The sequence below is a fragment of the Rouxiella sp. Mn2063 genome (assembly GCF_049319665.1).
Lineage (GTDB): Bacteria > Pseudomonadota > Gammaproteobacteria > Enterobacterales > Enterobacteriaceae > JBMOUD01.
Genome location: NZ_JBMOUD010000001.1, coordinates 582,074 through 607,424 on the forward strand (window position 1 = coordinate 582,074; position 25,351 = coordinate 607,424).

A 25,351-nucleotide genomic window follows, 5' to 3' on the forward strand; every position below is an offset into this window, starting at 1 on the left:
CAACACCATCATCGACGCAACCAACGGCGGCACAGCCTTCGGTGCAACAATCTCGCCTGTCTGTGCTGGTGCTGGCAACCATTGCCACCGGAATCATGGCGGGTATTGGCGGCATGCTATTAGCGCTGCTATTGCATAGTTTGCAACATCTGGCTTATGGCTACAGCCTTGACGCGGTTATCAGCAAAGAAAGTTTTCTTGAAGGCGTCAGCGCCTCGTCATTTAGTCGCCGAGTAATCGTATTGGTTATCTGTGGTGTTATTGCTGGTTTTGGCTGGTGGGCGGTGCGTCGCTTTGGTAAGCCTCTTGTCAGTATTGCCGCAGCGGTAAAAGCGAAAGATCCATCAATGCCAGCAGGTTCGACATTAGCCCATGCGTTGCTGCAAATTATTACCGTGGCATTGGGTTCACCCTTGGGACGTGAAGTAGCACCGCGAGAAGTGGGGGCACTGGCTGCAAACTGGTTATCTAAACGTTTGGCGTTAACTCCTCGAGAGACACAAATCATGATTGCCTGCGGGGCTGGCGCAGGTTTGGCCGCGGTGTATAACGTGCCATTAGGCGGTGCGGTGTTTGTACTGGAAGTACTGCTTGGCGCATTCAGTTTTAATTTGTTACTGCCAGCGTTGGCAACCTCATCAATTGCTGCCTTAGTGGCGTGGATTGGTCTGGGAAATGAATCTCAGTATCAACTGCCGATAATGAACATCACCCCTTCATTAATGGTGTGGTCGGTACTGGCTGGACCAATCTTAGGTCTGGGCGCGTGGTATTTTACAAAAATTACTGCCAATGCTCGTGCTAATGCCAGTACCAGCGGTTGGCAGCCTGTTATTTGTATTGTGAATTTTGCGATTATCGGGCTGCTGGCTGGCTACTTCCCACAGTTGCTGGGTAACGGTAAAGGGCCTGCACAGCTGAGCTTTGATAGTGACTTCACCTTGCAGTTGGCTGCGGCAATATTGGTGTTAAAAGTACTGATCATCTGGGGAACGCTGCGCAGTGGGGCGCACGGTGGTTTACTGACTCCTGGATTATCAAATGGTGCACTCATCGGTTGCCTATTAGGCGGTGTGTGGGATCACTTCGTACCGGGAACATCCTTAGGCGCATTTTCACTTATTGGGGCAGCTGCGTTCCTCGGTGCATCAATGAAAATGCCGATTACTGCCGTCGTACTGATTCTAGAGTTTACACGCGTTAACCATGATTTCCTGATCCCGATGATCTTTGCGGTTGTTGGTTCGGTCAGTATGTTTAGTCTGATGGAAAAACGCGCGGCGCGTAAATAACAGCGCCATTATTTTAGCAGGCAATGTTTACCACGTAGATTATCCAGGGAGGGCAGGCTTTATTAAAAGAGTCTGTTCTCCTATTGACGAAGGGAATAATTTTTTTTACATTTTAATAACGCAAAACGTTGCACTGTCATTATACTGACATTATCGCTCGATAGTTTTAAAAGGTGTTCGGCAATAGCCGGAAATAACACAAGTTGTTATTAAACTGCGAGGATTACGAATGGTAAAGTCCTGGTTTGGGCAAGCTTCAACAAAGAATAGTGTTATCCCCACTCGTTGTTTTAGCGACCAAGCTAACGAGGGTAAAGTCTTCAACTCTTTATTATTGACCCTTCTCCTTCAATTCTCGCGCTCATCTTTTTTAACTCATATTCGACAGCATCTCTCTTTCACTCATCTTTTATCGACTATGACACTATCTGGTTTAAATATCAGAGCGTTATCATGGTCAGCATTATTGTTGACAGCAATGCCTCTCGGTGAAAAGAAAATAACGAATAGATTATTTATTAATCAATCTCGTCTGTTTTCCTCTTCACACTATTCTTGGCCCTACATGGTCTAAAAGGAGACCAAAACCTCATCTGTATGTGAAACATAACCGCGCGGGCTCAGGCCTTGGCGTTAAGTGAAACAAACTGTAAGGTGCCACTATGGGAAGACAAAAAGCAGTGATTAAAGCACGTCGTGAAGCGAAACGAGTTATTCGACGCGACGCTCGCAGCCATCGTCAACGTGAAGAAGAGACGGTGACTTCACTGGTTCAAATGGGCGGTGTGGAATCTATTGGTATGGCTCGCGATACACGTGATACCTCCAATATCGAAGCACGTACTGAAGCTCAAGGTCATTATTTGTTAGCCATAGAGAATAAGCAGTTAATTTTTGCTACAGGCGAAGCTGGCTGTGGTAAAACCTTTATCAGCGCTGCGAAAGCGGCGGAGGCATTAATACATAAAGAAGTAGATAGGATTATTGTTACTCGCCCGGTTTTACAAGCCGATGAAGATCTCGGTTTCTTACCCGGTGACATTTCTGAAAAATTCGCGCCTTATTTCCGGCCGGTCTATGACATCTTGGTTCGTCGTTTGGGTTCATCCTTTATGCAATATTGTTTGCGACCGGAAATTGGTAAAGTCGAAATTGCGCCATTCGCTTATATGCGTGGGCGTACTTTTGAAAACGCCGTGGTCATTCTTGATGAAGCACAGAATGTCACAGCCAGTCAGATGAAAATGTTTTTAACCCGTTTAGGCGAAAACGTCACAGTTATTGTTAACGGCGATATCACTCAGTGCGATTTACCGCGCGGCGTGGAATCAGGTCTCAGCGATGCACTCAAACGCTTCCAGGAAGACGAAATGATCGGCATCATCCGCTTTACTAAAGAGGACTGTGTGCGGTCTGAATTGTGTCAGCGCACATTAAACGCCTATTCATAATAGTGCTTTTTATTGCAAAATTTATTAAGGCCGCGCAAGCGGCCTTTTGCTTGTTAGGGGGGAATTGGGCTGCAATTCATATCGCTTTTTAAAAGCAATGACCGTGCTTTGGGCGGTTTTTAAAACCGGGAACGGTGAATTTTTCGGTTCTTTAGTCGCGTTCAAATCAACGGCAAGATTTTTTAAAAGCAGATTAGTGCATGTTTCGGCTTATCAACAGCGGTGCTCAATACGGCTTTGCAGCCGAAGCCGAGCAAAGGAACGAAGGCGCGTTCCTTCGCAATCCTGCGCCTTTTTCTCACATCAACCTCGCATCCAGCGGAGGCCATGTTTCAGCGGCTTCTGTGATAGCGCAAATTTCATCCCATCCGGGATGCCCGGCTGCGGGATTCGAGCCAATGATAAAACCATTGTCTCTCACCACTTGTCGGTGAAATTTTGAGGGCGCTTAGCGGCTTTTAAGGTCAAGTTCAAAGGCAAAGGCAAAGGCAATGGCAAAGGCAAAGGCAGTTTTTTGCTTTTGACGTTAAAAAAGCTAGGTGGCGCGCTCGAAATGGCGCTGAAGGAGAGGTGAGAAATCGCGAAGTGTTTATTGAGCGAGTCCGAATCCCGACTGAAGGGACTGCGGAGCAGCGACATTTGCGCCTGTCGCGGAGGTAGCTGAAACATGGCCTCCCTTAGCGCAAGTATTGAAGTAGCAAAAAGCGCGGGAAGCCAGAAGGGGCGGCGCTTACCGCCCCTTCGGTCGGTTTAGGCTGCGGGATCACATTGAACACCGCACTTTGGAAACCGAAAAATTCACCGTGCTTTTTTTAAAAACCGCCCAAAGCACGGTTATTGCTCATCAAAGCATGATTAACATCAGGTACGCGCCAAATAACGCTAAATGGGCGGTGCCATTCAACACATTGGTACGGCCTGTCGAGAACGAGATCTGGCATAGAATCAACACGGCTAGCATAACCACGATGTTGGCCGGGTCGAGACTGAATATCAGATGCTGATGCGTCAGTGTGGCAATAATAGTGACCGCAGGAACCGTTAACGAAATAGTGGCTAACACTGAACCGAAGAATAAGTTCATTGCGCGTTGTACCTGATTTTTCAATACCGCTTTCAATGCACCCAATCCCTCTGGGGACAAGATAAGCAGGGCGACTAAGAAACCAGTGAACTGCGCAGGCGCGTTTAATTCAGTTAATAAATGTTCTAGCGGATTAGCGTTGAACTTAGTCACCGCAATAACCAATACCAGATGCACTAACAGCCAAATAGCGTGTGTGGCGCTCTTGTGCGAAGAGGGCTTACCGTGTGGGGTATCTTCGTCTTCGTCTTCATGCTCGTAAACAAACAAGCTTTGGTGAGTTTTGGTCTGAATTAACAAAAAGACGCCGTACATTGCCGCCGAGATAGCCGCGACAAACAGTGCCTGGCCGGTAGAGAAATCGCCATTCGGTAAGGCAGCCGGCAATACCAGCACAATAATAGCCAACGGGAAAATCGCCATCAGATATTGTTTGATGCCACCGAGGTTAACGTACTGTGTTGCAAACTTGCGTCCACCTAGCAGCAAGGCGACCCCAACTAAACCGGCGGTAACAATCATGATGATCGAAAACAGAGTATCGCGCATCAGGGCAGGTGCAGCGTCGCCGGTTGCCATTAATGCGGAGATCAGGCTGACTTCAAGAATCACCACGGAGAGACTAAGGATTAGCGAGCCGTAAGGTTCGCCTAGTCGGTGCGCCAGAACGTCTGCGTGACGAACAACGCTAAAAGCACTGGCCAGAATGCCAACCAATGCCAGCAAATTGATACCAACGATTGAGAGAAAATCGGTGCTGCTACCAAAGAACATCAAAACGATCAGGGCAGCAATAGGGAAAATTAAGGAATACTCTTTATGGCGTGATTTTTGCTTAGGTTGTTCCAGAGAGGACACCATGATGATTGTTCTCCTTATATGATCAAAGGTGCATGTAAGAAACCGAAGTTGCTCACTAAAAAGCCAAAGGTTGCCAATGGCAATAAGAATAAGGGTGATCGTATTTCACTTAAAAGTATAACAAAAATCGCTATTCATTGATAGATAAATGTCGACTTAGGCATAAAAAACATAAGTAATGCTTATTAACTCTAGTGTTTTTATGATTTTTCATAACTTTACATAGAGATAATTTCATAAATATAGAATATAAGTTATGTAAATACAGGATATTATGGTGAATTCGTAAGGTTATATTGGTTATAAGGAAATAACTAATTATTCATCGGTAACTTTGAGGTTGTTTGTGGCTTTCTCTCGACAGTACGCGTAGGTTAAGCCAATGAAACATACCATGCCTGTGAGCCACTCATAACAATGCATCGTACGTATGACAAGGAGATTAACATGAACAATACTGACAACAATTTAATCAGCGACGTATTGGAACGGCTCATTGCCATTCGCCACGATTTACATGCTCATCCTGAATTGGGCTACAACGAATTTCGTACTGCACAAATCGTCGCCGATTTCCTCACTGAACTAGGCATTGAAGTTCACCAAAATGTTGGTAAAACCGGCGTTGTTGGCGTATTGCGCAAAGGCAACGGTTCACGAAGCGTAGGGCTGCGCGCTGATATGGACGCCTTACCCATGATCGAAGAAGGTACTCAATCTTATAGTAGTACCTATGCGGGAAAACATCACGGATGTGGCCACGATGGGCATACCACAATGTTGCTCGGTGCGGCGTGGCTGTTGGCTAAAACGGCTGATTTTGATGGCACGGTCAATTTTATCTTCCAACCAGCAGAAGAAGGGCAGGCTGGCGCAAGAGCGATGATCAACGACGGGTTATTTAGCCGTTTCCCTTGCGATAGTGTTTTTGCGATCCATAACTGGCCAGAATTACCTGTTGGTGTTGGGCAAAGCCGTAACGGGCCGATTATGGGGGCAGGCGATCGCTTCGATATTCGTGTGTTTGGCGGCGGCGGTCATGCAGCACAGCCGCATTTGAGTCCTGATACTATGTTGGGTTGTAGTGAACTCGTGGTACATCTTAACTCGATTATTTCACGCAGCATTGACCCTACCGACTCGGCGCTTCTTACCGTCACGCAAATTCACGGCGGCTTTTCCCATAATATGATCCCTTCTGAGGCTAAAATAACCGGTACCGTGCGTACCTTTACGCTTGAAGCTCAGGATCAGATTGAGGCCGCGATCCGTCATGTTGTTGCCCATGTCCCGGCAGCGCGCGGTCTACAGGCGGAGGTTGATTATAGACGTAGTTATCCGGCGACAGTAAACAGCGCCAAAGAGGCTGAGGTGGCAATTCAGGCGGCTAACCAGGCTGGATTGCAAGGCAGTGTTGCCCCGCGTCCCGCGCTAACTTCTGAAGACTTCTCCTTTATGTTGCAGCAGAAACCAGGCGCTTATATGTGGCTTGGACAGGGGGATGGTTCAGCACGGCCTGCGGCACCATTACATCACCCTTGTTATGATTTTAATGATGCGATCATTCCATTTGGTGTGCGCTGGTTTGCTGAAGTAGTGCGCATTCAATTGCCTTTGAATTAATAACGGCTTCTATTATTTCGTTCTAAGCTAAGTCGGTGGATGAATAAACAACCGCTGACGGCTTGGTTAATAACCTCTTATTGCTATTTTTGGCCGCGGTGATTTGCTACAAGATGTCTCAAAAAGCGTGGCGGGATAAAAATATGCGCTTTTAATATTAGCAGTCGCTTGCCTGTTCTACCGAGATGTTAGCGCTAAAAATGGGAGGTAAATAATTTTAACTGCATGATTTTATGTTTTATTTTTGTGGTTGTTATTATGATGTAAAAATTGAGTGGTTAATTATCGACCGCTTGTTATCTGTGTCCGTAAGCTTCTCACGACATACTTCCTCTCACTTTTATAACGACGATTAAACGTAGACTATATTTTTTGACATATATTTTCGTTATGCGGCTAATATCAATCTTGATTGCAGAGCAATAAACGAATAATGTTTATTACATCAGCCTTGCTTTATGTATGGGCTTATACCCGTCATACTTGAAGTTGCTTCTGCGTTGGCTGCGGTAACTTATCCCGAATCACTTACCTAAGTAAGCTCATCGGGATGCGCAACCTTGCCGCCTTGACGCAACTCCAATTATTTTGGGTATAGTCTTTTATTTACTTTTCTGGCAGAGGAGTCAGCGTCAAACAGTATGGCAAGGAAACGTAGAGGGGAATTAAATAATGCTAACTCGTGATTTTTTGCGCAACGCGGATTGTAAAACTTCATTCGGGTGTATTGATGAGTCATTATTGCTCAGCACAGAACAACGTTGTGCCTCTCTAGAAAATACCTTGGCAAAACGACCGGATAATAGTCCTGTATGGATTTTCGGTTATGGTTCCTTAATGTGGAATCCCGTTTTTGATGCAGAAGAATCTTGTCCTGCGCTGTTAAAAGGTTTTCATCGCGCGTTCTGTATGCGCTTGACCTCCGGTCGCGGAACCAGTGCGCAACCTGGCCGTATGCTGGCGTTGAAAGAGGGCGGTCAAACGACAGGCCTGGCATTTCGTATGCCAGAGGCCTCGCTTCACGAAGAACTGGAGCTGTTGTGGAAGCGAGAGATGGTGACCGGGTGTTATTGCCCAACTTGGTGTGAGCTCGAGCTAAACGATGGTCGTCGCGTTACGGCGCTGGTGTTTATTATGAATGCTAATCATCCTTTGTTTGAAGCCGATACCAGTTCTCAAGTCATTGCTCCTCTGATCGCTCAAGCCAGTGGTCCTTTGGGCACCAATGCTCAGTATCTGTTCTCTCTTGAGAAAGAGTTACTGACTTACGGTATGAGTGATGATTGTATGAGCGAACTAGTTAATCAGGTGCGCGTACTGTTAGGCATGCCAGTTAATTCTGCAAACGATATTCAAGCCTAAATTTATTTCACGCCGATTTAAAGCCCGTAATTTTATTGCGGGCTTTGCTGTTTTTGTTACCCATTTTTTACCTTTCTTACACTAGGAATAACTTTAAAATTATTCCGATCGGGCTTTCTGATAAAAGCTTTTCAATAAGTACTGGCATAAAGCCATTCCTCTAGGTATAACCAAAAAAAATCACTTATACTTAAAACGCATAAGATTAGCAGTTAAACAACTTTATGGTCGATTTCAGAATACTTTACACTTGGAAAATTATTAGCAATCTCGCTAAGTTGGAGAGCGTCACACCATGAAATCCTTAGTCCCATCTTTACTTTTTGCCGCCATCGCCGCCAGTTTCTCTGTACAGGCTGCAACCCCGGCTAACACGTTGGTGATCGCCCAATCTTTGGATGACGCTTCCAGCTTTGACCCGGCTCAGGGCTTTGAATTAACCACGATTCAGGCGTTTAACAGCTTGTATCAGCGTCTGATTCAGTCTGATCCGAACAATCCGGTTGATCTTAAACCCACGCTGGCGACCAGTTGGCAGGCGGGCAGTGATAATCGCAGTTTGACCTTTACCTTAGACCCGAAAGCGGTATTTGCGAGTGGCAACCCGCTGGTTGCCGATGACGTTATTTTCTCGTTATCGCGCGTGGTTAAACTTAATCTGGAGCCGTCATTTATCCTGACCCAGCTGGGCTGGGATGCGAAAAACGTTGATAGCTTCCTGACGAAAATTGATGACCATCACGTTAAGATCAGCTGGACGGCAAATGTTAGCCCGAACTTTGTGCTTAGCCTACTTTCTGCGCCAGTCTCTTCAATTATTGATGCTAAGTTGGTACAAGCTAACCAACAGAATAATGATTTAGGTCACCAGTGGTTAAGCAACCATTCTGCAGGTAGCGGCCCTTATAAAATCCGCACCTATGTGCCTCATGATGTGCTGGTATTAGACGCTAACGCTAGCTCACCAGAAGGTGCGCCGAAGCTGAAGACCTTATTGTTCAAAAATGTGCCAGATCCAGCAGCGCGTCGCTTGCTGGTTGAGCAAGGCGATGCTGATATCGCTCGCAACCTGGGCGCAGACCAATTAGCGGGTCTGGATGGCAAGCCGGGCGTGAAACCATTAGCGATCCCTTATGCATCGCTCTATTTCCTGCAATTTAACGCCAAAGCATCGCCGGCACTGGGTAATCCAGCTTTCTGGGAAGCGGCGCGTTACTTGTTTGACTATCAACGTATCGCCAAAGATCTGATGAAAAATCAGTTCGAGGTCCATCAAAGCTTCCTGCCAACAGGTTATTTGGGCGCGATTAGCGATACGCCTTACCATTATGACCCTGTGAAGGCGAAAGCTATCCTCGATAAAGCTGGCCTGAAAGATGTTAGCTTCACGCTGGTCGTGACTAACCAGCCGCCATATCTGGATATCGCTCAGGCACTGCAAGCAAGCTTTGCGCAGGCGGGGGTGAAAGTGGCGTTGGAGCCGGGTTTAAGCTCGCAGATTTCTGAGCGTGTACGTGCGCATAATTATGATGCGACCGTGAGCTCTTGGGGGCCTGACTACTTTGATCCGAACACCAACGCCTCTGCTTTTGCTTATAACCCGGAAGATGGCAGCAAAACGCTGGCATGGCGTGCTAACTGGTCTGTACCTGAGCTGAACAAGCTGACGTTGGCGGCCACGGCGGAAAACGATCCTGCTAAACGCGTGGCGGATTATCGTCAATTGCAACTTGCCGTGCAGAAAAGTTCACCTTTTGTTATCGGTCTGCAAGCGCGTAGCCTGATCGCTATCCGCGATAACGTGAAAGGTTATGTTCAAGGGATCAACCCGGATATGGTGTTCTACAGCAAGGTTACTAAGCAATGATTTCAGGCTCCTCTTCTGCCGGATTTTTCCGGCAGAGTTGGCGTTGGTCAGGCCGCCTTCTGGGCGGTCTTGTTTCTCTGCTGCTTACGTTGCTGGGATTACTGGCCTTCACCTTTACACTTTCCCACCTGGCACCTATTGATCCAACAATACAGATAGCCGGCGACCACGCCAGTGAAGCAACTTACGCGCAATTACGTAGCGAGCTGGGTCTGGATAAACCTATTCTGGTGCAGTTCGGCCATTATGTTCAGCATTTGGCACACGGCGATATGGGGATGTCGCGAATTACCGCACAGCCGGTCGCCAGTGATTTAATGCGCACCTTCCCGGCGACGGTAGAGCTGGCCACCTGTTCGATCATTTTAGCGGCAGTATTGGGCATTTTTCTCGCGTTGCTGTCGGTATACAAACCGGGCGGTGTGCTGGATAACGTGGTTCGCCTTATCTCGCTATTAGGATATTCGGTACCTATCTTCTGGCTAAGCTTGCTCGGATTGCTGTTGTTTTATGCGGTATTACATTGGGCCGGTGGCCCAGGCACCTTGGATGATGGCTATTTGTATAGCCTTGAGCCGCGCACCGGTTTTGTCCTAATCGATACCTGGCTGTCGGGCGATCGCGATATGTTCTTTAACGCGATCAAACATATGTGGCTGCCGGTGAGCGTCTTAGCGTTGTTATCGATGGCCAGTATTACCCGTTTGCTTCGTGCTTCAATGCTAGGTGAAATGAACAAAGAGTATGTCATTTTAGCGCGAGCTAAAGGGGCGGGCCGCTGGCGCATTCTGCTGGTGCACATTTTCCCTAACGTATTAGGCACGTTGATCACCGTTTTAGCACTCTCTTACGCCAGTTTGTTAGAAGGGGCGGTACTCACCGAAACGGTATTTGCCTGGCCGGGCGTAGGACGTTATCTGACCAGCGCGTTATTTGCCGCTGATACGCCAGCGATCCTCGGCGCGACACTGCTGATTGGCACCTGCTTTGTGTTACTCAACGCCTTTGCAGACGCACTCACTTATTTGCTTGATCCGCGAACCCGGTAACTTAGCGCTATGACTCAATTAACTCCTCCACCGCTGGCAGGATCTGCGCCGATCGCGGCCAGTACAAAAATGAAAGCCCGCTCCCGCTTGCGAATAACGACATTCTCTATTGGCGTTGGGCTGGTGGTGATATTGCTGATCGCCGCGGTGTTTGCCAACTGGCTTGCACCTTTTGATCCCAATATTCAGCATATTGAAATTCGCCTGCAACCGCCTTCTGATGCGCATTGGCTGGGAACCGACGGTTTTGGCCGTGATTTATTATCGCGAGTGATTTACGGTGCGCGGCCCACTTTGCTGCTGGTATCACTGATTCTGGTGCTGACTATTCCGATTGGTTTGCTGATTGGTATTAGCGCCGGTTATATCGGTGGTTGGTATGAGCGCATCTTGATGCGTTTCACCGATATCGTTATGTCTTTGCCAAGCTTGGTTATCGCGTTGGCATTGGTCGCCATTATGGGCCACGGCTTGATGAATGGCGCGTTAGCGCTGGCATTTACTAGCTGGCCGCCGTTTGCCCGTCAGGCGCGAGCAGAAACCCTGGCTTTACGCCGCAGTGATTATCTGGCGGCCGCACGTATGCAGGGTATTGGCGGTGTTCGCCTGATGTTTGGCCACATTCTGCCGCTTTGTTTGCCAAGTGCGGTAGTACGCGCGGCATTAAGTTTAGGTGGCATCATTCTGTCAGCTGCCGGATTGGGCTTCCTCGGCATGGGCATTCAACCGCCAACGGCGGAATGGGGTTCCATGGTTGCAGAAGGCAGTAAAGTGATCTTTGACCAATGGTGGGTAGCGGCAGCACCGGGCGGCGCGATTCTGTTTGCCAGCCTGGCATTTAACCTGGTAGGCGATGGTCTACGCGACAAAATGGATACCCGTCATGCCAACTAATCCGATAACAAGCGATCTGTTGATCGCTGAAAATCTTACCGTTTATGTTCCGGGGCCACAGCCAGTGGAACTGGTTAAATCGATCTCTTTCCAAGTCGGGCAAGAGCGAGTGGCACTGGTCGGTGAATCGGGATCGGGTAAATCAATGACCGCCCGGGCATTAATGGGCTTATTACCGTCTCCTTGTCTTTCTCTGGCTACGCGTTTGACGCTGGGAGATCAGGATTTAACCCGCCTGAAAGAGAAAGAGTGGAACCAGTTGCGTGGTAATCGCATTGCTATGGTGATGCAAGACCCGAAATATGCTTTGAATCCTACCCAACCAATCGGTCGTCAGGTTGAAGAACCGCTAAAGCTGCATACTCGTCTTGGCCGTAATGAGCGGCAGGAAAAAGTATTAGATATGCTCAATGCAGTGGGATTACCCGATGTAAAACGTCTCAGCGGGCTTTATCCCCATCAGCTTTCTGGCGGGATGGGGCAACGAGTGATGCTGGCTATTGCGCTAATCAACGATCCTCAGTGGTTGATCGCCGATGAACCGACATCCGCATTGGATCACGATATGCGTGAACAGGTCTTGGGGCTGATTGAACGTCTGGTCGAAGAGCGCAACATGGGCTTGGTATTGATTAGCCATGATTTACAGCAAGTGGCGCAATACTGCGAACGTGTGCTGGTCATGTATAAAGGCGAGGTGCTTGATCAACTGCCTGCGAAACAACTTGCCCATGCCACGCATCCTTATACCCACACGCTGTGGTCATGCCGACCAAATATTGATACTCGCGGTCAACGTCTGCCGGTGCTGGATCGTGCCTTGCTGGAATCTTTGACACAACGGCAGGAGGCGCCATGAGCAACGAAATGATTGCGCAGTTACACCATCTTAGCGTGTCTCACCGCCAAGGTTATGAAACGCGTACTGTGGTGCATGATGTTAATCTCAGTATTCATCGTGGCGAATGTTTCGGGTTAGTCGGGCCATCTGGCTGTGGAAAATCTTCGCTGTTGTGGGTATTGGCTGGACTTAATGGGCAATGGAGCGGAGGGATTAACCTGCTCGGGCGCAAGTTAGTTCCAGGCAAGCCTTTTACCGGGAGTTTGCGCCGCGATGTGCAGATGGTATTTCAAGACCCTTATGCTTCGCTGCACCCGAAACACAAACTGCTGCGCACCTTAAGCGAACCGCTGAAAATCTTGAAAGAGACCGACATCACTGACAAGGTCGCCAAAGGATTCGAGCAAGTGGGATTAAATCCGGCATTAATGGATCGCTATCCGCATCAGCTTTCCGGTGGGCAGCGTCAACGCGTGGCATTAGTTCGCGCCTTGTTATTAAAGCCGAAACTCTTGCTGCTCGATGAACCCACTTCTGCATTGGATATGTCGGTACAGGCAGAAATCCTGAATCTGCTTAATGACCTGAAAAAATCCGAAGACCTGACCATGATTCTGGTCAGCCATGACGCCGATGTCATCGATCATATGTGTGACCGATCGGTCTATATGGCAAAAGGGCATGTGTTGGGGTAATGGTAAATCCCATTATTGGATTTAGCCGGGCATTCTCGCCCGGCTAAAACTAAAAATACGATTAAAAATCAATGGGTAGTATGAGGTGATGGCTGCGGGCTGTCTGAGTTCCCTCCCATTTGTTGGTAGATATCTGCCAGATTTTGTAGTTGATCATAACGATTGGTATCCACCTCGACCTGAGCCAGTCGGCGTCTCTCTTGTGCATCCAGCCAGAAATTAATCGGTGTTGCGCCGTTGCGATAACGGGTCTCGTTTAAGCGTTCCGATTGGTATGCCAGTTCTAATGCATATTGCAGTTTTTTCTCTTGTGCGAGCAGCTGTGTTCTTCGTACCAGCGTGTCTTCCACGCCAGCCATGGCCTTATATAGCGATTGCTTAAAACTCAGCACCCGCTGTTGGTAATCGTTACGGGCAATTTTAATGTCGACATCCATTAGCCGAAACTGCACAAAAGGCAGCGTCAGACCGGCCCCTAGAGTGGCAAGCGGATTTTGTACAAATTTGAACAGCGCATCACTTGTGCCACCAATTGAACTGGTCAAATTAAACGCCGGGTAATACTCGCTGCGTTTGATATCGACATGGGCCAAGGCTTCACGCAAGCGCAGTTCACTGGCGCTGATATCAGGACGACGAGATAACACGCTCGCGGGAATATCTGCACTGATTTGTGGCAATGGGCCACTGGGTAAACGTTGGGGGTCAACTACCGAATTGCCCGGCGCTGTACCTAGCAACACGGCTTGCATATTTAACGCCTGTTTGCGTTGTGCAAGCAGTGCCAAATGCGCGTTTTCTTGCGCTACCACCGACTGCTCGGCATCGATGACATCAAGTGAGGCAACGCTACCGGCAAGATAACGGGTATTGACCAGTTTCAAGGTTGTTTTAGCGTGCTCAATGCTCTGCAAACTCACGGCAATACGCTGATTAAGATAAGCAATTTGCCAGTAGTTTTTGCTGGCTTCACTGAGTAGCGTCAGGCGCGCGGCAGCAAGGTCTTGTGCGGTAGCCTGACGAGCCCATTCGGCGGCATCGCGCTGTCGAGCCAACTTGCCCCATAAATCGACCTGATAGTCGACGCCAAGGCTGGCGCTACTGCCTTTGCTCCATGGCGTTGAGCTATTTACATTTTTTGATCCAGTCATCCCCAAATTAGCATTAACCGATGGGGCGGTATCAATCCCTACTCGTTGCGCGTCAAGATTGGCGCGATAGAGCCGCAGCGCGGCGAGAGCTAAATCGTTATTACTTGCCAACACTTGTTGTAACCAGTGTTGCAGTTGCGGGTCATGAAAGTCCTGCCATGCGAAGGGAACCGAGGCACCAATAGTTATCGGTTCCTGCCACTGTGCCGGATAAGTTACCGCCGGAGGATGATAGGTGCTTTTTAATAAATTGCCGCAACCTGCGCTGAGCAAGACGGCGGTCATAACGCCAAGTGGAAAGAGTTTTTTCATCAGTTATTCGCTCGCCAGTGAAACGACCGGATCCATCCGTGCAGCCTTGCGGGCAGGGAGATAACCAAAAATCATGCCGATCAGAGTGGAACAGAAGAAGGCAATCGCCGCCGCTTGCCAGGAATAGATAGCCGTGAGTTCTCCACCGGCAAGGCCGCTAAGCAACGGGCCTACCGCTAACGACAGGGCGACACCTAATACGCCGCCAATCAGACAGACCAACACGGCTTCAATCATAAATTGCTGCATAATATCGCTACGTCTGGCGCCGACTGCCATACGTACGCCTATTTCATGAGTTCGCTCGGTGACTGAAACCAACATGATGTTCATCACGCCGAGGCTGCCAATCACTAGCGCGATAGAAGCGACCATCAAAATCAACAGGCTGAGCGTCATCGACGTATGTTCAATTGATTTACGGTACTGATCGCGGTTGAACAGCATAAAATCTTTGACGCCGTGGCGCTGAGTAAGTAACTGGGTAATGGCTTTCACTGCGGCAGCATTGGGCGCATCATCTTTGAGTCGTATATTGATACTACTTAACGACTGCTGGCCTGACATGCGATACATCACGGTGGTATAAGGCAGCCAGACGCGTAGCTGATTCGGTGAATAATTGCTGTTACTGCTGCTGACCACGCCAATCACTTTGACCGGGACTGAACCCACAAAGATGGTTTGCCCCAAAGGGCTGCCGATGACATGCTCAAACATCGCTTTGCGCGTATTTTCATCAATAACGGCCTCTTGACGTGCATGAGTATCGTCACTGAAATTACTGCCATCGACAAACTTGATACCCTGAACACGAAAATATTGAAGGCCAACGCCTTCAATGGATGCATTGGCTGATTTAGAAAGAAAACGTACTTGCTGTGATGTTGAAACTTCAGGCGTTACGCTATCAACAAAGCTTTGTTTTGCCAGTGCATCAACGTCGGCAGGGACCAGTGAGCGGATGTTTTGCGAAGAATCATCAAAGAAGTCACTGCCCGGATAGATGTTGACTACGTTAGTGCCGAGCCCTTTAATACTCTCAAGTGTGCGTTGTTTCGCGCCTTCCCCTAGGGCGACCACGGTAACCACGGCGGCAATGCCAAAGATAATGCCGGTCATGGTCAACGCGGTGCGAAGCCGGTGGGCGTTCATCGATTTTAATGCCATTTGCAGCGATTCACGGGTGCGGTCGACCAAGCTTTGCCAATAGCCTTGTTCACTTCTTGGCGGAGCGACTAACGAGGTAGCATGTTCAATTTTGCTGCCGCTATCGGCGATGATTTCGCCATCTCGCAGTTCAATAATACGCTGAGCATGGCGGGCAACATTCATATCGTGGGTAACAATGACCACAGTATGTCCACGCTGATTAAGCTCTGTGAGAATTTGCAGCACTTCCTGCCCGGATTGTGAGTCAAGCGCGCCGGTTGGCTCATCGGCCAGAATAACTTCGCCGCCATTAATCAAGGCTCTGGCAATACTGACACGCTGTTGTTGGCCGCCAGAAAGCTGGCCTGGTTTGTGGTGTTCGCGTCCTTCAAGCCCCAACTTTGCCAGCAGCTGAGCCGCTCGCATCCTTCTTTCGCCACGTTTGCTGTTGGCATAAATTGCTGGAATTTCGACATTATCGAGTGCGCTACTATCGGTCATCAGATGATAGCGTTGAAAGATAAAACCAATATGCTCGCGGCGCACGCGGGCCAACTCATCAGCAGAAAGCTGCGCGGCATTCTGCCCACCGATAAAGTAATCACCGCTGTCTGGTACATCAAGGCAGCCCATAATATTCATCAGCGTCGATTTACCTGAACCTGAAGCGCCAATGATCGCAACCATTTCACCGGCCGCGATGGTCAGATTTACGCCCTTAAGTACGGTAAGAGGCTGTTCGCTATTGGTGTAAGTGCGGCGAATATTTTTAAGCTCAATGGCGTTGTTTGCTGGAGCATTATTTATTGCAACTTCATTCATTGGAAAATTGCATCCTTGTTATCGCTATTACCGCTCTCCTGAGCCAAGATTACTTTTTCGCCTGCTTTCAGCCCGCTGAGCACCTGGATATCAACATTGTTGGTAATTCCGGTGGTGATATCGCGTATTTCAGGCTGATTATCCTTACCCAGAATCTCTACCTGTTGCTTGTTTTCAGCACTTTTCTTCACCGCCTGCAACGGAATTAATAACGCATTTTCAGCTTTGCCGCGCAGCAACGTGACTTGCGCCGTCATCGCGATACGCAATTTGTTATCAGGATTAGGAATGTTGAACAGGGCGTTATAATAGACCGACGCGTTGCTGGCTCCAGAGCCGGACGAAGTGCTGCTGCCACTGGAAAGCGAGTCATCTTTCATTACCGATTCAGGGGCCAATTCAACGCTAAGCAGCGTGGTGTCGTAACGTTTTTCCGGTTCTGAGAAGATAGTGAAGTAGGCTTTCTGCCCCGGCATAATATGAGTAATATCCGCCTCTGAAATTTGCGCTTTGACTGTCATCACATTCAGCTGTGCCAGCTTGGCAATAGTAGGGGCGTTCTGGTTGGCGTTTACCGTTTGTCCTTGCTGAGTGACGATGGCAATCACGGTGCCATCCATCGGTGCCAGGATCTTGGTATAGCTGAGATCGACTTTCTTTTTATCCACATCGACTTGCGCCTGAACGATACGCGCATCTAATGCCAACAGATCGGCATGCGATGTTGCCAGTGCAGCCTCCGCGCTTTCATAATCCTGACGCGAACTGGCCTCGTCACTAAGCATGCGTTTTTGGCGTTTGAATTGCGCCTCATTTTGTTTCAGCATTGCCTGCTTGGCTAAACGTTCTGCTTTAGCTGCGTTCAGGGCGGCTTCTGAGGTGCGAAGATCGTTGCGTTGTGGCAAATCGTCAATCTCAGCGATGAGCTGACCTTTATGCACCGTATCACCCATTTTTATCTTGAGCGATTTCACTTGTCCTGATACCTGAGCACCGACATTGACACGTTCTATGGCGTCAAGTTTTCCGGTGGCAAGCACAGCGTTTTCAATATCACCTTGATGAACCGGTGTAGTGACATAGGCAATGGGGTTAGGGAGACGAAAATAGGTTACCAGGCCGATAGCCAGAATAAGCAGGCAAACTACGATAATAAACACCAGACGACGTGAAGTCATTTTCATGTACTAACCCTATGTTTTCCATAACCGGGGACGTCCAATAGCCATATTTTCCATAGCCATAGAGCTGTCCAAAAAAATTTATTATGAAACATTTAACTTAAACATTTTCAATATTTGATTGATTGAATTGCCCAATCCGTAATTGTCAGTGTATTTAACCATTATTTCAGTGAGGTATAATTTCAATACGTCACGATGACAATGTGACAAAGCAGGGGCGCGATCGTTCCATTACGATAAAAAAAGAACGCATCATTCAGTGAATGTGAGGGCGTTGGTTCGTTATTTCTTTCCCATTATTTATAGTAAACCCCTTGCTTGTGACGGCGTCACTTTCATTAGATAAATTCCCAATTTATAAAGCTATTTTAGTTAGTTGGCTGCGTGAAAGCGGCGTGTTACCACTGCAAGACTTACTGATATTTATTGGGAAAACTCGCAATGAAAGTTCGTCTCTCTTCGTTATTTCTTTTGACACTGGCTGCGAGCAGCCATGTTTATGCAGCGACGCCTGCTGACACTTTAGTTGTCGCTGAATCCCTCGAGGGCATTATTAGTCTTGACCCAGCGGAGAGCTTCGAACAGGTCAGTAATGGCAACTTGCTGAATATTTATCAGCAATTGGTGAGGTCCGATCGACAAAAGCCCGATCAGCTCGATCCTGCGATAGCGAAAAGTTGGCAAGCGACCAGCGATGGGCGTGGCCTTATTTTTACGCTGACACCAGGACAAAAGTTTTCTAGTGGCAATCCGATTACCGCTGATGATGTGATTTTTTCTCTCAGCCGTGCCGTCAAACTGAACAAGAGCCCATCTTTTATATTGGGTGAATTAGGCTGGACACCAGACAATGTTGATGGGCAAATCAAAAAGCTTGCTGATGATAAAGTGCAAATTAACTGGAGTGCGGATATTGGCAGCGAGCTGGCATTAAGGCTGTTAACTGCGCCAGTGGCGTCGATAGTCGACAGTAAATTATTAGCGAGCCACCAAGCGGGTAATGATTTCGGCAATGGCTGGCTACGCAGCCATTCTGCAGGTAGTGGTGCTTACAGCATACAAAACTATGTCCCTCATGAAGCTTTATTCTTTAAACGTAATACCTACGCGCAACCACAGGCCAAAATAGATAAAGTCCTATTCAAAAACATTGCCGATGCATCGACGCGCCGCTTGCTAGTGCTCAATGGCGATGCAGATATTGCCTATGACTTAGGCGCGGATCAGTTTGCATCATTAGAGCATCAACCTAACGTCTATGTAGCCAAATTCCCGGTCTCGTTAATCTATTATTTAGGGTTCAATGTGGGTGACAAGAGTCAACCGGTACTGGCAAACCCTGCCTTATGGGAGGCGGCAAGATGGCTGGTGGATTACAAAACGCTTTCGCAAGGGTTATTAAAAGGTCAGTACACCATTCGGCAAACCTTCTTACCAAAAGGTCTTGCAGGCTCGATAGACGATCAACCTTATACGTATGATGTGGATAAGGCCAAAGCTATCCTCAAAAAAGGCGGCATACCCGAGGGGACGACCATTGATCTGCTCGTGATTAATCAACCACCTTATTCGGATATCGCTCAGGCATTGCAAGGCAGCTTCGCACAAGCCGGGATTAACCTGAAAATTACGCCAACCATAGAAAGTGATGTATTGACGCGCATGAGAGCTCACCAATTCCAGTCAATATTTACTTACTGGGGAGCGGATTATCTGGATGCTAACAGTAACGCCAGTACCTTTGCCTATAATCCACCGGGTGGTGGCAAAACGTTAGCGGGGCGTTTGCAATGGAATATTCCACAGATCAGCGCCGAAACTCGCGCTGCTGCGGCACAATCTGATCCACAAAAACGTCTGGCGCAATATGCCGATTTACAACGTGAGTTACAGCGCAACTCGCCATTTGTTGTTGCGTTACAGGGGCAGTTACTCGTTGCATTGCGCAGTAATGTGAAAGGAGCAAGCCAGCAAATCGGCAACAGTCAGCTATTTTTAGACCAGATTAGTAAATAATTGCAGTCTTGGAGAGAAGGGCTGATTCGCTATCAGTCCTTCTGATTCTTTGCGATTAACTGATATTACTATTATTGCCTGCTATTAACCCGCAGGCTGCCAACTAATACGGCACTCTTCTCGGCGGAAGGTTAGCACCCGGCTACGATTTGAAATCAGTTGCACGTTATAGCCTTGGAAATAGAGACAAAACGATTTTTGCCACGGTCCATCGCTCATTTCAACCAACAGCCGACCTTGCCCTAACGAGGTCAGTTTCCCTGCTGTCCGCAAGGTTCCCACCCCCATCAATAGTTGATCGTCGATAATATCGAATGCTGACTTAGATTCAGCGTGATACCAGCGGCCCTGAATCATATGTAGAAAATCAGTAGACTCTATTGGCTTAAAGAAACGTTTAGCATGTCCAATTTCGCCCTCGATAAGCGGGCCTTTTTGTTCTAAACGTATCGGCATATGCGCGGAAAGAGAAACTGCACTGCCATCCTCTCCCTGATAAAGATTTTCACTGGTGCCTAAATAGTTGGCAACGCCATTATTAATGGCTAACCAGTAGGGTTCTGCGTGGCTAACATAGAGGCCATCTTGCAATGCCGTGCTACGACGCGGCAGTGGCGCGTTTAATAGCGTAGCTGCAATTTCTATAAGGGCGGCAAAAGAATCGGTATCGTCGCGATTTGACACTAATGCCAGACCTATTTGCTGGCGAGGCTCCAGCAGGAAATAGGTTTTATAACCAAGGTGAGAACCTCCGTGACCATACAGTGTATAGCCGCCGATTTTGGTCTTCGCTAACCCCAGCCCATAGCCAGTTTGCGTTCCATCATTAAGAAAACGCGGTGAGGTTAGGGCATCAAGCACCCCGGCACCCGGTCCGCGATTGGTCAGTAGCGCTTGCAACCAAGTCATGAGCGAACGCAAACTTCCAGCTAAGCTTCCGGAAGCAGAAAGGTGCAAGCCAGCGGAGGCCGTTTTCCAGCCATCTTTTGCCAGCCAATAGCCAGGAGCTAAATCAGGTACGATATCGAACCAACTTTCTGGAGCAAACAAGTTAATACTCAAAGGTTTGGCAATATATTGGTCAATCAAATCGGCAAATTGCAGCCCTTGACGTTGCAGGATAGTTTCTACTAATCGATAACCCGTATTCGAGTAAGACAGGCCTTCTCCGGCTGGAAAATTGAGATTTCCCATTTGTGCCAAAAAATCAAGAATCGGTTCAGGATCGCTGACGTTATAGACTGAAACGCCGAGCAAGGAGAGCGTTTCTCGAACGTCAGGCAGGCCGCCAGTCATGTCTAGTGCTTGCCCGATGGTAACATCTGACATAGGGGCTTGCAGAGTGGGTAAATATTTACCTAGCGTATCGTCGAGAGACAAACCGGACTCGCTGCGCAGAAGCGATAGCGCGGCGAAAATATGTTTAGTCACGGAGGCGAAGCGTACAACAGAGTCGAGGCTAAAAGGCTCACGGGTCGTCAAATTCGCCAAACCTGCGCAGACTTCTCCCTGTAGACCTTTGGCATCAAATAACGCAATAGCCCCACCGGGATGACCAGCGTGATTCCAACCTTCTGCTATCTGTTTTGCAGCACTACAGGCTGCTTTCCACTGTAATGAATTTAATGATTTTTCTGGTATGGATGTCATTTTATTCTTCCTAATAAGCAGATGTATATGTGAATGACAGCCCGGAATACCTAGGTCTCTCAAGATACAGAAGGCTGCTTATCTGTCTCTCAATGGTCCTAGAGTATATACCCGCCATACCTCAAGTTGCAGAGATGTTGGTTGCTCTCTATTACTCATTACCTGCAACTTGAAGTTTATTAGGTATAGATAAGATTGAATAACTCCTCCTAGTTAAGTTATTCAATCTTATTCTTTTTTCGGGTTTTTCTGCCATCAATACTAAACCTTAAGCCAAAGAATCAGGCATCGATTCTCTAAAGCCATCTTGGCAAAGTGCCTTATTCCATCATCAAGCAGGATGTTAATTCGTGTGTAAAGGTGCGTTGCTGTTAATTATTTAAAGGGAAGGGGATGATTTCTTTGCGAGGTAAAATTGGTATGGGTAAACTATGGTTGTATATCATGATGTTATGTTTTTATTTTACGCTTACTCATTCTGTGGGATTTATTGAGATTTATAACTACGAATTTTTAACATAAAGTTGTTTTTTATTTTACCTACTTCAAGAATAAAAAACTAAAACACATTTTACCTATATTTAAAATGGATAATAGTGTAGTGAAATTTAGTCGAAAGTATGGAGTAAGTAATAAAAGAGAGACGAATCTTACTCTCTCTTTTTAATTAGGGAAATTTATTACTGCTTACTTATTGATTCATAAAATTTTAATTACATCATCAACTCTTGCCGGCCCTAAAATCGAGCCGACATAATCTATGAATTCGTATAATCAGCCGCGTTGCCAGGTTTTTACACTTCCTTCTGTGGCATCCTCGTTCTGAGGTCGATCCCGCCCATCGCTGGTTGCGGCAACTGGTACTTAATGTTTGCCGTCGGCTTGTCCCACATTGATATTTTATTTAACGCCTCGTCTGTTATATCAGAACGGGGCGTTAACGGTTTAACGACTTGATTTAATTTAACTCGTGGGGTTAAGCGCGATACGTCTCTTTACCCCAGTCGAGCATATTACCGATCAACGTTTTTAGCAGCACTTGCAGTTGTTCGGCTTTGGCATCGACATATGGGAAAGGCTCGGCCTCATCCATATAATTACACTGTGCCAGTTCCAACTGAACGGCGTGATAATCCTGCTCTGGTCTACCGTATTCGCGAGTGATATAGCCACCTTTAAAGCGGCCGTTCACCACATGAGTAAACTGTGTCTGGTTTTCACAACTGTGCTCTATACGAGCGATCAACTCAGGGGCGCAGCTAGCGCCGCTGTTGGTACCTAGATTCAAGTCTGGCAGTTGGCCTTCAAACAGACGTGGGATTACTGAAGCAATAGAGTGGGCATCAAAGAGCAAAGCATAGCCGAATTCTTGCTTCATACGGGCCAGTTCGTCTGCCAAGGTTTGGTGGTAAGGCTGCCAGATGCCGTCAAGATAGGATTTGCGTTGTTCAGCGCTGGGTTCTTGTCCCGGTTTAAAGGTCGGGCGGCCGTCAAATAAGGTGTCAGGATAAAGACCAGTGGTCGCCGTGGTATACAGCGGCTTGTCATCTGCAGGGCGATTGAGATCAATCACGAAGCGCGAATATTGGCCGACTAAGATGCTAGCACCGAGTGATTTAACAAATTCGTATAATTTAGGAATATGCCAATCGGTATCAGACAGCGGTTGCGCTCCATCGGTCAGACCGTTGGCGACTTCTGGCGTCAAACGAGTGCCTGCGTGAGGAATACTTAGCAGCAATGGTACGGTGCCACGGGTAAAGTGTATGGAATCGAAATGGCTCATAAACGCACTTCTCCTTGATAGATAACGGTGCAGGGCAGTTGTCCACCCAACCAATAAACTAATTCAGCAGGTCGCTTTAACGGCCAGTGGACGAAGTTCGCCACTTTGCCGGCTTCCAGAGTGCCTTGGCTGTCTTGTACGCCTAATGCACGCGCAGCGTGGCAGGTGATCCCTGCCAGTGCTTCTTCTGGTGTCATACGGAATAATGTGCAGGCCATATTGAGCATCAGGCGCAAAGAGAGCGCCGGAGACGTGCCTGGGTTGGCATCGCTGGCAAGCGCAATAGGCACGCCGTGTTGGCGGAAAAGCTCGACCGGTGGACACTGTGTTTCGCGCAGCAAGTAATAAGCGCCTGGCAGTAATACGGCCACGGTACCGCTGGCGGCCATGGCTTTAATATCACTCTCTTCAATGTATTCAAGGTGATCGGCTGAGAGTGCGCCAAAACGCGCTGCCAATGTGCTACCGTGCAAAGACGAGAGCTGTTCCGCGTGTAGCTTAACGGGCAAGCCAAGTTGGCGGGCGGCGTTAAATACTCGTTCAACTTGCGCCGGAGAGAAGGCCAAATGCTCACAAAAAGCATCAACGGCGTCGGCAAGATTTTCTTGGGCAACTTGCGGCAGTAGCTCTTGGCAAATCAGCTCAATATAGTCATCCGCACGGCCCTTGAATTCTGGTGGTACCGCGTGAGCGGCCAGTAAGGTGGCTTTGACATCCACGGCATGACGGCTTTTCAGCTCGCGGATCACCCGCAGCATTTTCAGTTCGCTTTCATGGCTTAAGCCATAGCCAGATTTGATTTCAATACAGGTGACACCTTCAGCCAGCAAAGGGCGCAGCCTGAATTCAGCTTGCTCCAGCAACGTTTCAGCCGACGCCTGGCGGGTAGCGTTAACGGTGGAAATAATTCCGCCGCCCTGAGCAGCAATCTCAGCATAGCTGACGCCATTAAGACGCTGTTCAAATTCAGCGCTGCGATCGCCCCCGAACACCAGATGCGTGTGGCAGTCAATTAGGCCGGGAGTAATGATCCCGCCGTCAAATTCTGTGCGTTGTTTGGCGATAAAATCAGGGCAGTCCTGCGCGGCGCCGAGCCATAAAATACGGCCGTCTTTAATCGCTAGCGCGCCATTCTCAATGATGTTGTAGTGTCCGTCACGCAAGGTAACCAGATCGGCGCCGAGCCACAGGCTGTCGCAATGCAGTGTAGTGGATGAGTCGTGCAGGGAGTGTTCTGTCATCGATGACGTTCTCCAGATTCACAGAAGCGGTTAATGCTTGTATAGACAAGAGTATGCAAGCAAGCTAACGCATAAAATCCGCAGCGGCAAGGTGGAGGTCATAGATTTTACTTATAACGCGATCTGACTCGAGAGAATTATCATGAAGAACGCGCATTTCGACGACCTGTTTTAGGCCTGGCAAAATGCGCATCTGGCGAGAGTTAGCCGTGACTGGTAAAGCGGCCAAACAGCTGGTAGCGACTTCCTGGATAAAGCAGGCGAGCAGAGGTAACAACACGGCTACCGCTCCAGGTACGGCGGTGGATCAACAGGCAAGGTTCATGTTCACCCAACTGTAATAAATCCTGCTGTAATTCATCGGCCCGCACCGCTTCAACGCGATGTTCACCGGATGTCAGCGGCGCTGATTCCATCAGATAATAGTATGGCATTTTTTTATTGTTGATCACCTGATGCAGATAATCGGGGCCGGTTTGTGGGTTAACGCAGCGATCTTCGATTTGCACGGGTAAATCATTTTCATAATGCACAATCAGCGAATAGAACATCGGCTGGCCGGGTTTTATCCCGAGCAGAGACGCTTGTTCTGCATCGGCTAATCGTTGTTCACAGATGATGATCTTGCAGCTGTGATGGTGACCGCGTTCGGCGATTTCGTCGGCGATATTGTGAACTTCCAACAGCGGCGTATAGGCTTTGGCTTCAGCGACGAACGTACCGACGCCTTGCATACGAATCAAAAAGCCTTCGCTGGTTAATTCACGCAGCGCGCGGTTAATCGTCATACGACTCACGCCGAGTTCATTGACCATTTCACTTTCGGAAGGTACGCGCTGATGCGGTCGCCATATTCCTGCACGAACTTGGTCGATAATGGCCTGTTTGACCCGCTGATAAATAGGGGCAGGCGTATCGCTAATTGCAGCCGCCAACTGAGATAAAACTTGCTGTGACACCGCCTGTTGATGCGGCTGCTGTGAATCAGACATGTCACTAACCTCGCTTATTATAAAAT

Annotated in this window: 18 protein-coding genes; 10 read left to right on the forward strand and 8 right to left on the reverse strand. The window is 48.2% G+C overall.

What is annotated here, in order from left to right; all coding sequences use genetic code 11:
* Nucleotides 1-95: 95 nt before the first annotated feature.
* Nucleotides 96-1,292 carry a chloride channel protein gene (locus ACL9RG_RS02505; RefSeq protein ID WP_422791176.1) on the forward strand — a complete coding sequence of 399 codons (1,197 nt, stop codon included), beginning with the start codon at nucleotides 96-98 and terminating at the stop codon, nucleotides 1,290-1,292.
* A gap of 662 nt (nucleotides 1,293-1,954) precedes the next feature.
* Nucleotides 1,955-2,743 carry a phosphate starvation-inducible protein PhoH gene (gene phoH / locus ACL9RG_RS02510; RefSeq protein WP_422790976.1) on the forward strand — a complete coding sequence of 263 codons (789 nt, stop codon included), beginning with the start codon at nucleotides 1,955-1,957 and terminating at the stop codon, nucleotides 2,741-2,743.
* A gap of 844 nt (nucleotides 2,744-3,587) precedes the next feature.
* Here the strand turns inward: phoH and chaA are convergent.
* Nucleotides 3,588-4,688 carry a sodium-potassium/proton antiporter ChaA gene (gene chaA / locus ACL9RG_RS02515; protein WP_422790977.1) on the reverse strand — a complete coding sequence of 367 codons (1,101 nt, stop codon included), beginning with the start codon at nucleotides 4,686-4,688 and terminating at the stop codon, nucleotides 3,588-3,590.
* A gap of 447 nt (nucleotides 4,689-5,135) precedes the next feature.
* On the opposite strand from chaA, the gene ACL9RG_RS02520 reads away from it, so the two are divergent.
* The 7 genes from ACL9RG_RS02520 to ACL9RG_RS02550 all read left to right on the forward strand — a co-directional run bounded on the left by ACL9RG_RS02520 (nucleotide 5,136) and on the right by ACL9RG_RS02550 (nucleotide 13,019).
* A complete protein-coding gene (locus ACL9RG_RS02520; RefSeq protein WP_422790978.1) occupies nucleotides 5,136-6,311 on the forward strand; it encodes a M20 aminoacylase family protein in 1,176 nt (391 codons plus the stop codon).
* Nucleotides 6,312-6,983: 672 nt separating this feature from the next.
* Nucleotides 6,984-7,673, forward strand: coding sequence for a gamma-glutamylcyclotransferase (locus tag ACL9RG_RS02525; RefSeq protein WP_422790979.1), 690 nt, complete (start codon nucleotides 6,984-6,986; stop codon nucleotides 7,671-7,673).
* 295 nt (nucleotides 7,674-7,968) lie between these two features.
* Nucleotides 7,969-9,540: an ABC transporter substrate-binding protein gene (locus ACL9RG_RS02530; protein WP_422790980.1), complete on the forward strand. Its 1,572-nt coding sequence runs from the start codon at nucleotides 7,969-7,971 to the stop codon at nucleotides 9,538-9,540.
* The gene (locus ACL9RG_RS02535; RefSeq protein WP_422790981.1) at nucleotides 9,537-10,589 is read left to right on the forward strand and encodes an ABC transporter permease; all 1,053 of its coding nucleotides are present in this window, start codon (nucleotides 9,537-9,539) and stop codon (nucleotides 10,587-10,589) included. Before ACL9RG_RS02530 ends, ACL9RG_RS02535 begins: the two co-directional genes overlap by 4 nt.
* Before the next feature lie 69 nt (nucleotides 10,590-10,658).
* Nucleotides 10,659-11,483 (forward strand): ABC transporter permease, encoded by an 825-nt coding sequence (locus tag ACL9RG_RS02540; protein WP_422791177.1) that lies wholly within the window; start codon nucleotides 10,659-10,661, stop codon nucleotides 11,481-11,483.
* On the forward strand, nucleotides 11,473-12,342 hold the full coding sequence (locus ACL9RG_RS02545; protein ID WP_422790982.1) for an ABC transporter ATP-binding protein: 870 nt from the start codon (nucleotides 11,473-11,475) through the stop codon (nucleotides 12,340-12,342). Before ACL9RG_RS02540 ends, ACL9RG_RS02545 begins: the two co-directional genes overlap by 11 nt.
* Nucleotides 12,339-13,019: an ABC transporter ATP-binding protein gene (locus ACL9RG_RS02550; protein ID WP_422790983.1), complete on the forward strand. Its 681-nt coding sequence runs from the start codon at nucleotides 12,339-12,341 to the stop codon at nucleotides 13,017-13,019. Before ACL9RG_RS02545 ends, ACL9RG_RS02550 begins: the two co-directional genes overlap by 4 nt.
* A 68-nt stretch (nucleotides 13,020-13,087) precedes the next feature.
* Here ACL9RG_RS02550 and ACL9RG_RS02555 read toward each other — a convergent pair whose 3' ends face one another.
* Genes ACL9RG_RS02555 through ACL9RG_RS02565 form a run of 3 tightly spaced genes read right to left on the reverse strand, consistent with a single transcriptional unit; the run spans nucleotide 13,088 to nucleotide 17,640 of the window.
* The gene (locus ACL9RG_RS02555) at nucleotides 13,088-14,482 is read right to left on the reverse strand and encodes a TolC family protein (protein WP_422790984.1); all 1,395 of its coding nucleotides are present in this window, start codon (nucleotides 14,480-14,482) and stop codon (nucleotides 13,088-13,090) included.
* 3 nt (nucleotides 14,483-14,485) lie between these two features.
* Nucleotides 14,486-16,456, reverse strand: coding sequence for a MacB family efflux pump subunit (locus tag ACL9RG_RS02560; RefSeq protein ID WP_422790985.1), 1,971 nt, complete (start codon nucleotides 16,454-16,456; stop codon nucleotides 14,486-14,488).
* Complete coding sequence (locus tag ACL9RG_RS02565) at nucleotides 16,453-17,640, reverse strand: efflux RND transporter periplasmic adaptor subunit (RefSeq protein ID WP_422790986.1); 1,188 nt, start codon at nucleotides 17,638-17,640, stop codon at nucleotides 16,453-16,455. The genes ACL9RG_RS02560 and ACL9RG_RS02565 overlap by 4 nt, the downstream gene beginning before the upstream one ends.
* A 441-nt stretch (nucleotides 17,641-18,081) precedes the next feature.
* Between ACL9RG_RS02565 and ACL9RG_RS02570 the strand changes: the two genes are divergently transcribed.
* Complete coding sequence (locus ACL9RG_RS02570; RefSeq protein ID WP_422790987.1) at nucleotides 18,082-19,656, forward strand: ABC transporter substrate-binding protein; 1,575 nt, start codon at nucleotides 18,082-18,084, stop codon at nucleotides 19,654-19,656.
* An 84-nt stretch (nucleotides 19,657-19,740) separates the two neighbouring features.
* On the opposite strand, the gene ACL9RG_RS02575 is transcribed toward ACL9RG_RS02570, so the two are convergent.
* The 4 genes from ACL9RG_RS02575 to hutC all read right to left on the reverse strand — a co-directional run bounded on the left by ACL9RG_RS02575 (nucleotide 19,741) and on the right by hutC (nucleotide 25,325).
* Nucleotides 19,741-21,306: a serine hydrolase domain-containing protein gene (locus ACL9RG_RS02575; RefSeq protein ID WP_422790988.1), complete on the reverse strand. Its 1,566-nt coding sequence runs from the start codon at nucleotides 21,304-21,306 to the stop codon at nucleotides 19,741-19,743.
* 976 nt (nucleotides 21,307-22,282) lie between these two features.
* On the reverse strand, nucleotides 22,283-23,092 hold the full coding sequence (gene hutG / locus ACL9RG_RS02580; protein WP_422790989.1) for an N-formylglutamate deformylase: 810 nt from the start codon (nucleotides 23,090-23,092) through the stop codon (nucleotides 22,283-22,285).
* Nucleotides 23,089-24,333, reverse strand: a complete 1,245-nt coding sequence (hutI, locus tag ACL9RG_RS02585) for an imidazolonepropionase (protein ID WP_422790990.1) — start codon at nucleotides 24,331-24,333, stop codon at nucleotides 23,089-23,091. Before hutI ends, hutG begins: the two co-directional genes overlap by 4 nt.
* Nucleotides 24,334-24,536: 203 nt before the next feature.
* Complete coding sequence (gene hutC, locus ACL9RG_RS02590) at nucleotides 24,537-25,325, reverse strand: histidine utilization repressor (RefSeq protein ID WP_422790991.1); 789 nt, start codon at nucleotides 25,323-25,325, stop codon at nucleotides 24,537-24,539.
* Between the last annotated feature and the right edge of the window lie 26 nt (nucleotides 25,326-25,351).